This window comes from Achromobacter sp. (assembly GCF_036567245.1).
In the GTDB taxonomy this organism is placed as follows: Bacteria; Pseudomonadota; Gammaproteobacteria; order Burkholderiales; family Burkholderiaceae_B; genus Achromobacter.
The window spans coordinates 1-6,124 of the sequence record NZ_DATCUY010000019.1; the positions used below are offsets into that span (position 1 = coordinate 1).

A 6,124-nucleotide genomic window follows, 5' to 3' on the forward strand; every position below is an offset into this window, starting at 1 on the left:
GAATCTTCTTGCGCGCAATCAACCACTGCCCGCCGTGCCGGGCGGCAAGCCGGACCTGCAATGCGAACTGCGCGTCCCGCCCAGCGCCGCCTTGCTCTATCGCCTGAACGCCGACCGCAACCCGCTGCACGCCGACCCCGAGGTCGCGCGCCAGGCGGGTTATCCACGGCCCATCCTGCACGGCCTGTGTTCGTACGGCGTGGCGGCGCATGCCATCGTCAAAAGCTGCTGCGGCTACGATGCGTCGTGCCTGACCAGCCTGAATACCCGCTTCTCGGCGCCCGTGTATCCCGGCGAGACCCTGCAATGCGACATGTGGCGCATGCCGGACGGACAGATCCGCTTTCAGGTGCGGGCGCGCGAACGCGATCTCGTCGTCATGAGCCACGGCACCGCGACGGTGCAATCATGACGCGCCCGCCCGCGCTTGAAGGCATCCGCGTGCTTGATCTGTCGCGCATCCTGGCCGGCCCCTGGTGCACGCAGAACCTGGCCGATCTGGGCGCCGACGTCATCAAGATCGAACGCCCCCACGTCGGCGACGACACGCGCGCCTGGGGGCCGCCGTATCTGAAGGACGGTAACGGCCAGGACACCAACGAATCCGCCTACTACCTCAGCGCCAACCGCAACAAGCGGTCGGTCGAAGCCGACATGGCCACGTCCGAAGGCGCGGCGCTGATCCGCGAGTTGGCGGCGGCAAGCGACATCCTGGTCGAGAACTTCAAAGTGGGTGGCCTGGCCAAATACGGCCTGGACTACGACAGCCTGAAAGCCATCAACCCACGCCTGATCTATTGCTCGGTCACCGGCTTCGGCCAGGACGGCCCCTTTGCGCAACGGCCCGGCTACGACTTCATGATCCAGGGCATGGGCGGGCTGATGAGCATCACCGGCGAGCGCGACGACCTGCCTGGCGGCGGACCGCAAAAGGCCGGCGTGGCGGTGACGGACATCGTGACGGGCATGTACGCCACCGTCGCAATCCTGGCGGCCTTGCAGGAACGCCATCGCAGCGGGCTGGGGCAGCACCTGGACATCGCGCTTCTGGACAGCCACGTGGCGCTGCTGGCCAACCAGAACTCCAACTACTTCAATTCCGGCGTGGCGCCCAAGCGCGCCGGCAACGCGCACCAGAACGTGGTGCCGTACCAGGTGTTCGCCGCCAGCGACGGCCACTTGATCGTGGCCACCGGCAACGAATCGCAGTACCGCGCCTATTGCCGCGCCATCGGCGTGCCCGAGCTGGGCGATGACCCCCGCTTCGCCACCAACCGGCTGCGCGTGACGAATCGCGAAGTCCTGATCGCCATCCTGACGGAGATCATGCTGCAAGGCCGCCGCGATGACTGGATCGCCAAGCTGGAAGCGGTGGGCGTGCCGTGCGGCCCCATCAACGACATCGCGCAGGCGTTCGCGCATCCGCAGGCGCAGGCCAGGCAGTTGCGCCGCGACCTGCCGCATCCCGCCGGCGGCATGGCGCCGGTTACCGCCAGCCCGCTGCGGTTTTCGGCGTCGCCCGTCGTCTATCGCCGCGCGCCGCCCTTGCTGGGTGAGCACACCGAGGAAGTGCTGCGCGACGTGTTGGGCAAATCGGCCGACGCCATCGCGGCATTCAAGGCGGCCACCGCGAAGACGCCGTAAGGCGGCGGTCGTGGGCGCGGCGCGCGACGTTCTGCAGGCGCCGCAACCGCAACAGGCAAAAAAAACGGCCGCTGGATGTCAGCGGCCGTCTTCGTGTCGCGCGTGCTTACGCCACGGCGACCGGGATCTTGCCGATCTTGGCCTGCCATTCCTTGGGACCCGTCGTGTGGACCGAGGTGCCCTGGGCGTCCACCGCCACGGTCACCGGCATGTCTTTCACGTCGAACTCATAGATGGCTTCCATGCCCAGGTCGGCAAAACCCAGCACCTTGGCGCCGCGGATCGCCTTGGACACGAGGTACGCTGCGCCGCCCACGGCCATCAGGTAGGCCGAGCCGTGCTTCTTGATCGCTTCGATGGCGACCGGGCCGCGTTCCGACTTGCCGATCATCGAGATCAGGCCGGTCTTCTCCAGCATCATGTCGGTGAACTTGTCCATGCGGGTGGCAGTCGTGGGGCCGGCGGGGCCGACCACTTCGTCGCCCACCGGATCCACCGGGCCCACGTAATAGATCACGCGGTTGGTGAAATCCACCGGCAGCGGCTCGCCCTTGGCCAGCATGTCCTGGATGCGCTTGTGCGCGGCATCGCGGCCGGTCAGCATCTTGCCCGACAGCAGCAGGGTCTGGCCCGGCTTCCAGCTGGCGACTTCTTCCTTCGTCAGCGTGTTCAGGTCGACTTGCTTGGACTTGTTGTAGTCAGGCGCCCAGTGCACTTCCGGCCATTCCGACAGCGACGGCGGATCCAGGCGCGCGGGGCCCGAGCCGTCCAGCTCGAAGTGCGCGTGACGCGTGGCGGCGCAGTTCGGGATCATCGCGACCGGCTTGGAGGCCGCGTGCGTCGGGAAGGTGCTGATCTTGACGTCCAGCACGGTCGTCAGGCCGCCCAGGCCCTGCGCGCCAATCCCCAGCGCATTGACCTTTTCGTACAGTTCGATGCGCAGTTCTTCCAGCTTGTTCTGCGGGCCGCGGGCCAGCAGTTCGTACATGTCGATGTCTTCCATCAACGACTGCTTGGCCATCAGCATGGCCTTTTCAGCGGTACCGCCGACGCCGATGCCGAGCATGCCCGGCGGGCACCAGCCGGCGCCCATCGTCGGAACGGTCTTCAGCACCCAGTCCACCAGCGAATCGCTGGGGTTCAGCATGGCGAACTTGGTCTTGTTTTCCGAACCGCCGCCCTTGGAAGCGATTTGCACGTCGACTTTGTCGCCCTGGACAAGTTCGACGTGCAGGATACAGGGCGTGTTGTCGCGCGTGTTCTTGCGGGCAAACAGCGGGTCATCCAGCACGGAAGCGCGCAGCGGATTATCCGGGTTCAGGTAGCCACGGCGCACGCCTTCGTCACAGAGCTCTTGCAGGGTGCGCTTGGTGTCGAAGCGCACGCTCATGCCGATCTTCAGGAAGACGTTGACGATGCCGGTGTCCTGGCACAACGGGCGCTTGCCTTCGGCGCACATGCGCGAATTGGTCAGGATCTGCGCCATCGCGTCGCGCGCGGCGGGGCTTTCCTCGCGCTCGTACGCGCGCGCCAGATGGCGGATGTAATCCACGGGGTGGTAATAGCTGATGAACTGGATGCCATCGGCTATCGACTGGATAAGGTCTTCTTCTTTAATGATGACGGACATGGCGATTTGCGGTCTGGATGGAAAACGTGAAAACGCGGCCGGCCCGACAGGCCAGCCACATTGGAGAAAGAACAATTTTTGCCGCCGGGCCGCCCCAAGGCAAAAAGCGCCCCCTCGGGGGGCAGCAAGCGAGCGAAGCGAGTGCGGCGTGGGGGCTCAAAGTTTTACTTGCCTTGCCAGACCGGCTTGCGCTTTTCGGCGAAAGCGGTGGCGCCTTCCTTGGCGTCGGCCGAAGAAAAGATGTGGGCGATCAGCGGACGTTGGCGGTCGAACATGCCTTCCTGGTCCCAATCAACGGCCTGCGACACGATGCTCTTGGCGGTCTGCACTGCCATCGGACCGTTTTCAACGATGGCGCGCGCCAGTTCCAGCGCGCCGGCCAGGGCGCCACCCGGTTCGGTCAGGCGGTTGACCAGGCCAAACGAGTAGGCGCGTTCGGCGGTCAGCATTTCGCCCGTCAGGATCACTTCCATGGCGATGTGGTAGGGCAGGCGGCGCGGCAGGCGCAGCATGCCGCCGGCGCCGGCCACCAGGCCGCGCTTGACTTCGGGCAGGCCGAACTTGGCGTTGCTGGCCGCCACGATCAGGTCGGACGCCAGCGCCATTTCGCAGCCGCCCGCCAGCGCATAGCCTTCCACCGCGGCAATCAGCGGCTTCTTGGGCGGCCGTTCGTTCAGGCCGGCAAAACCGCGGCCTTCCACATAGGGGCGCTGCCCAGACTTGGCGAAAGCCTTCAGGTCCATGCCCGACGAGAACGTGCCGCCACCGCCCGTCAGGATGCCGATGCGGATGTCGTCGCGGCTGTCCAGCTGGTCCAGCGCCGCGGCCATGGCCTGCGCGGTTTCCAGGTTGATGGCGTTCTTGGCCTCGGGACGGTTGATCGTAATGATCTGGATGCCGTCGGTGACTTCTACCTTGATCAGGTCTGACATGGGACTGCTCCTTCCGGGAATTCTCGGAATCGGGTTCCGGGTTTTATATAAGACTTGGTACGCAACCTGGAATCATACGATCATTGGTTTGCAGGCGCAGGGAGAGGCCCGCGGGGCGTCCACCAGCGGCACACTGTCCCCCTGCGAACCACCCTGAAGGCCCAGATGTAACCGTCCGTCCGGCATTCGGGAGCCGCAGCGCCCCGGGCCAGTTAAAATGCTGGGTTTCCCACGCCCAGGGCAAGCCTTGCCCGGCGGCCGAATTCCAAGAATCCTATGCTCACCTTTCAGCAAATCATCCTTACGCTCCAGGAATACTGGGACAAGCAGGGTTGCGCCCTGCTGCAGCCCTACGACATGGAAGTCGGCGCCGGTACCTCGCATACCGCCACGTTCCTACGCGCAATCGGCCCGGAACCCTGGCGCGCCGCCTACGTGCAGCCCTCGCGCCGCCCCAAGGACGGCCGCTACGGCGAAAACCCCAACCGCCTGCAGCACTACTACCAGTACCAGGTCGTGCTCAAGCCCGCGCCCCCGGAAATCCTGGATCTGTACATCGGTTCGCTCAAGGCCTTGGGCATCGACCCGACCCAGCATGACATCCGCTTCGTCGAGGACGACTGGGAAAACCCCACGCTCGGCGCCTGGGGCCTGGGCTGGGAAGTCTGGCTGAACGGCATGGAAGTCACCCAGTTCACCTACTTCCAGCAAGTGGGCGGCCTGGACTGCACGCCGACCACCGGCGAAATCACCTACGGCCTGGAACGCCTGGCCATGTACCTGCAGGACGTCGAAAGCGTCTACGACCTGGTATGGACCGAGGGCGCCAACGGCAACCGCGTGCTGTACCGCGACGTGTTCCACCAGAACGAAGTGGAGCAGTCCACCTACAACTTCGAGCATTCGTCGGCCGAGATGCTGTTCTCGCACTTCAACGACTACGAAGCCGAGGCCAAGCGCCTGATGGAAGTGCCGCTGGCGCTGCCGGCCTACGAGGCCGCGCTGAAGGCCGCGCACACATTCAACATGCTGGACGCGCGCGGCGCGATCAGCGTCACCGAGCGCGCCGCCTATATCGGCCGCATCCGCAACCTGTCGCGCGCCGTCGCGCAGGCTTATTACGATTCCCGCGAACGACTGGGCTTTCCCATGCTGGGCCGCGACAAGGCCGCCGGGGAGGCAGCATAAATGACGACGAACATCCGCCCGCTGCTGGTCGAACTGCTGACCGAAGAACTTCCGCCCAAGGCCCTGCAGAAGCTGGGCCAGGCCTTTGCCGAAGGCGTCCGCGCCACGCTCGAGCGCCACGGCCTGCTGGCCGCCGGCTGCGCCGTGACCGCCTATTCCACGCCGCGCCGCCTGGCCGTGCACCTGTCCGCCGCGCTGGCGCAGGCGCCGGACCAGCCCTATGCCGAAAAGCTGATGCCCGTAAAGATCGGCCTGACCGCTGACGGCCAAGCCACGCCCGCGCTGCAAAAGAAGCTGGCCGCCAAGGGCCTGGAAAACATCGACCTGGCTACCCTGGAACGCGAATCCGACGGCAAGCAGGACTACCTGGTCGCGCGCGGCACCGCCCCCGGCGCCCAGTTGGCCGCCGGCCTGCAGGAAGGCATCGACGCCGCCATCAATGGCCTGCCCATTCCCAAGGTCATGCGCTACCAATTGGCCGACGGCGTCACCACCGTCAAGTTCGTGCGCCCGGCGCATGGCCTGGTCGCGCTGTTCGGCGCCGACGTGGTGCCGGTATCCGCGCTGGGCCTTGAGGCCGGCCGCGACTCGCTGGGCCACCGTTTCATGAGCGCGGGCCCGGTGTCGTTCGCCGACGCCGACTCCTACGCCGCCAGCTTGGCCGAAAAGGGCCGCGTCGTGGCCTCGTTCGAAGGCCGCCGCGACGAGATCCAGCGCCAGTTGCTGGACC

6 protein-coding genes are annotated in these 6,124 nt (G+C 65.9%); 4 read left to right on the forward strand and 2 right to left on the reverse strand.

Translation table 11 applies throughout. From position 1 onward, the window contains the following. The coding region (locus VIR09_RS00635) for a MaoC family dehydratase (RefSeq protein WP_332010724.1) at window positions 1-412 on the forward strand (412 nt) is incomplete at its 5' end. After that, complete coding sequence (locus VIR09_RS00640) at window positions 409-1,644, forward strand: CaiB/BaiF CoA-transferase family protein (RefSeq protein ID WP_332010727.1); 1,236 nt, start codon at window positions 409-411, stop codon at window positions 1,642-1,644. The genes VIR09_RS00635 and VIR09_RS00640, both read left to right, overlap by 4 nt. Window positions 1,645-1,750: 106 nt before the next feature. Here VIR09_RS00640 and VIR09_RS00645 read toward each other — a convergent pair whose 3' ends face one another. Beyond that, window positions 1,751-3,274, reverse strand: a complete 1,524-nt coding sequence (locus VIR09_RS00645) for a fumarate hydratase (protein WP_088587685.1) — start codon at window positions 3,272-3,274, stop codon at window positions 1,751-1,753. Between the two features lie 164 nt (window positions 3,275-3,438). Further along, window positions 3,439-4,206 (reverse strand): crotonase/enoyl-CoA hydratase family protein, encoded by a 768-nt coding sequence (locus VIR09_RS00650; protein WP_332010729.1) that lies wholly within the window; start codon window positions 4,204-4,206, stop codon window positions 3,439-3,441. A 276-nt stretch (window positions 4,207-4,482) separates the two neighbouring features. Here VIR09_RS00650 and glyQ point away from each other — a divergent pair, with 276 nt between their 5' ends. Both glyQ and VIR09_RS00660 read left to right on the forward strand, forming a co-directional pair. After that, complete coding sequence (gene glyQ / locus VIR09_RS00655; RefSeq protein ID WP_332010731.1) at window positions 4,483-5,394, forward strand: glycine--tRNA ligase subunit alpha; 912 nt, start codon at window positions 4,483-4,485, stop codon at window positions 5,392-5,394. Then, window positions 5,395-6,124 (forward strand): glycine--tRNA ligase subunit beta (locus VIR09_RS00660; RefSeq protein ID WP_332010733.1); only part of this gene is annotated, 730 nt, incomplete at its 3' end.

Excerpts from the sequence above, each read along its gene's own strand:
- VIR09_RS00645 (WP_088587685.1), bottom strand. The coding sequence starts at position 3,274 with ATGTCCGTCATCATTAAAGAAGAAGACCTTATCCAGTCGATAGCCGAT.
- VIR09_RS00640 (WP_332010727.1), top strand. The coding sequence starts at position 409 with ATGACGCGCCCGCCCGCGCTTGAAGGCATCCGCGTGCTTGATCTGTCG.
- VIR09_RS00650 (WP_332010729.1), bottom strand. The coding sequence starts at position 4,206 with ATGTCAGACCTGATCAAGGTAGAAGTCACCGACGGCATCCAGATCATT.
- glyQ (WP_332010731.1), top strand. The coding sequence starts at position 4,483 with ATGCTCACCTTTCAGCAAATCATCCTTACGCTCCAGGAATACTGGGAC.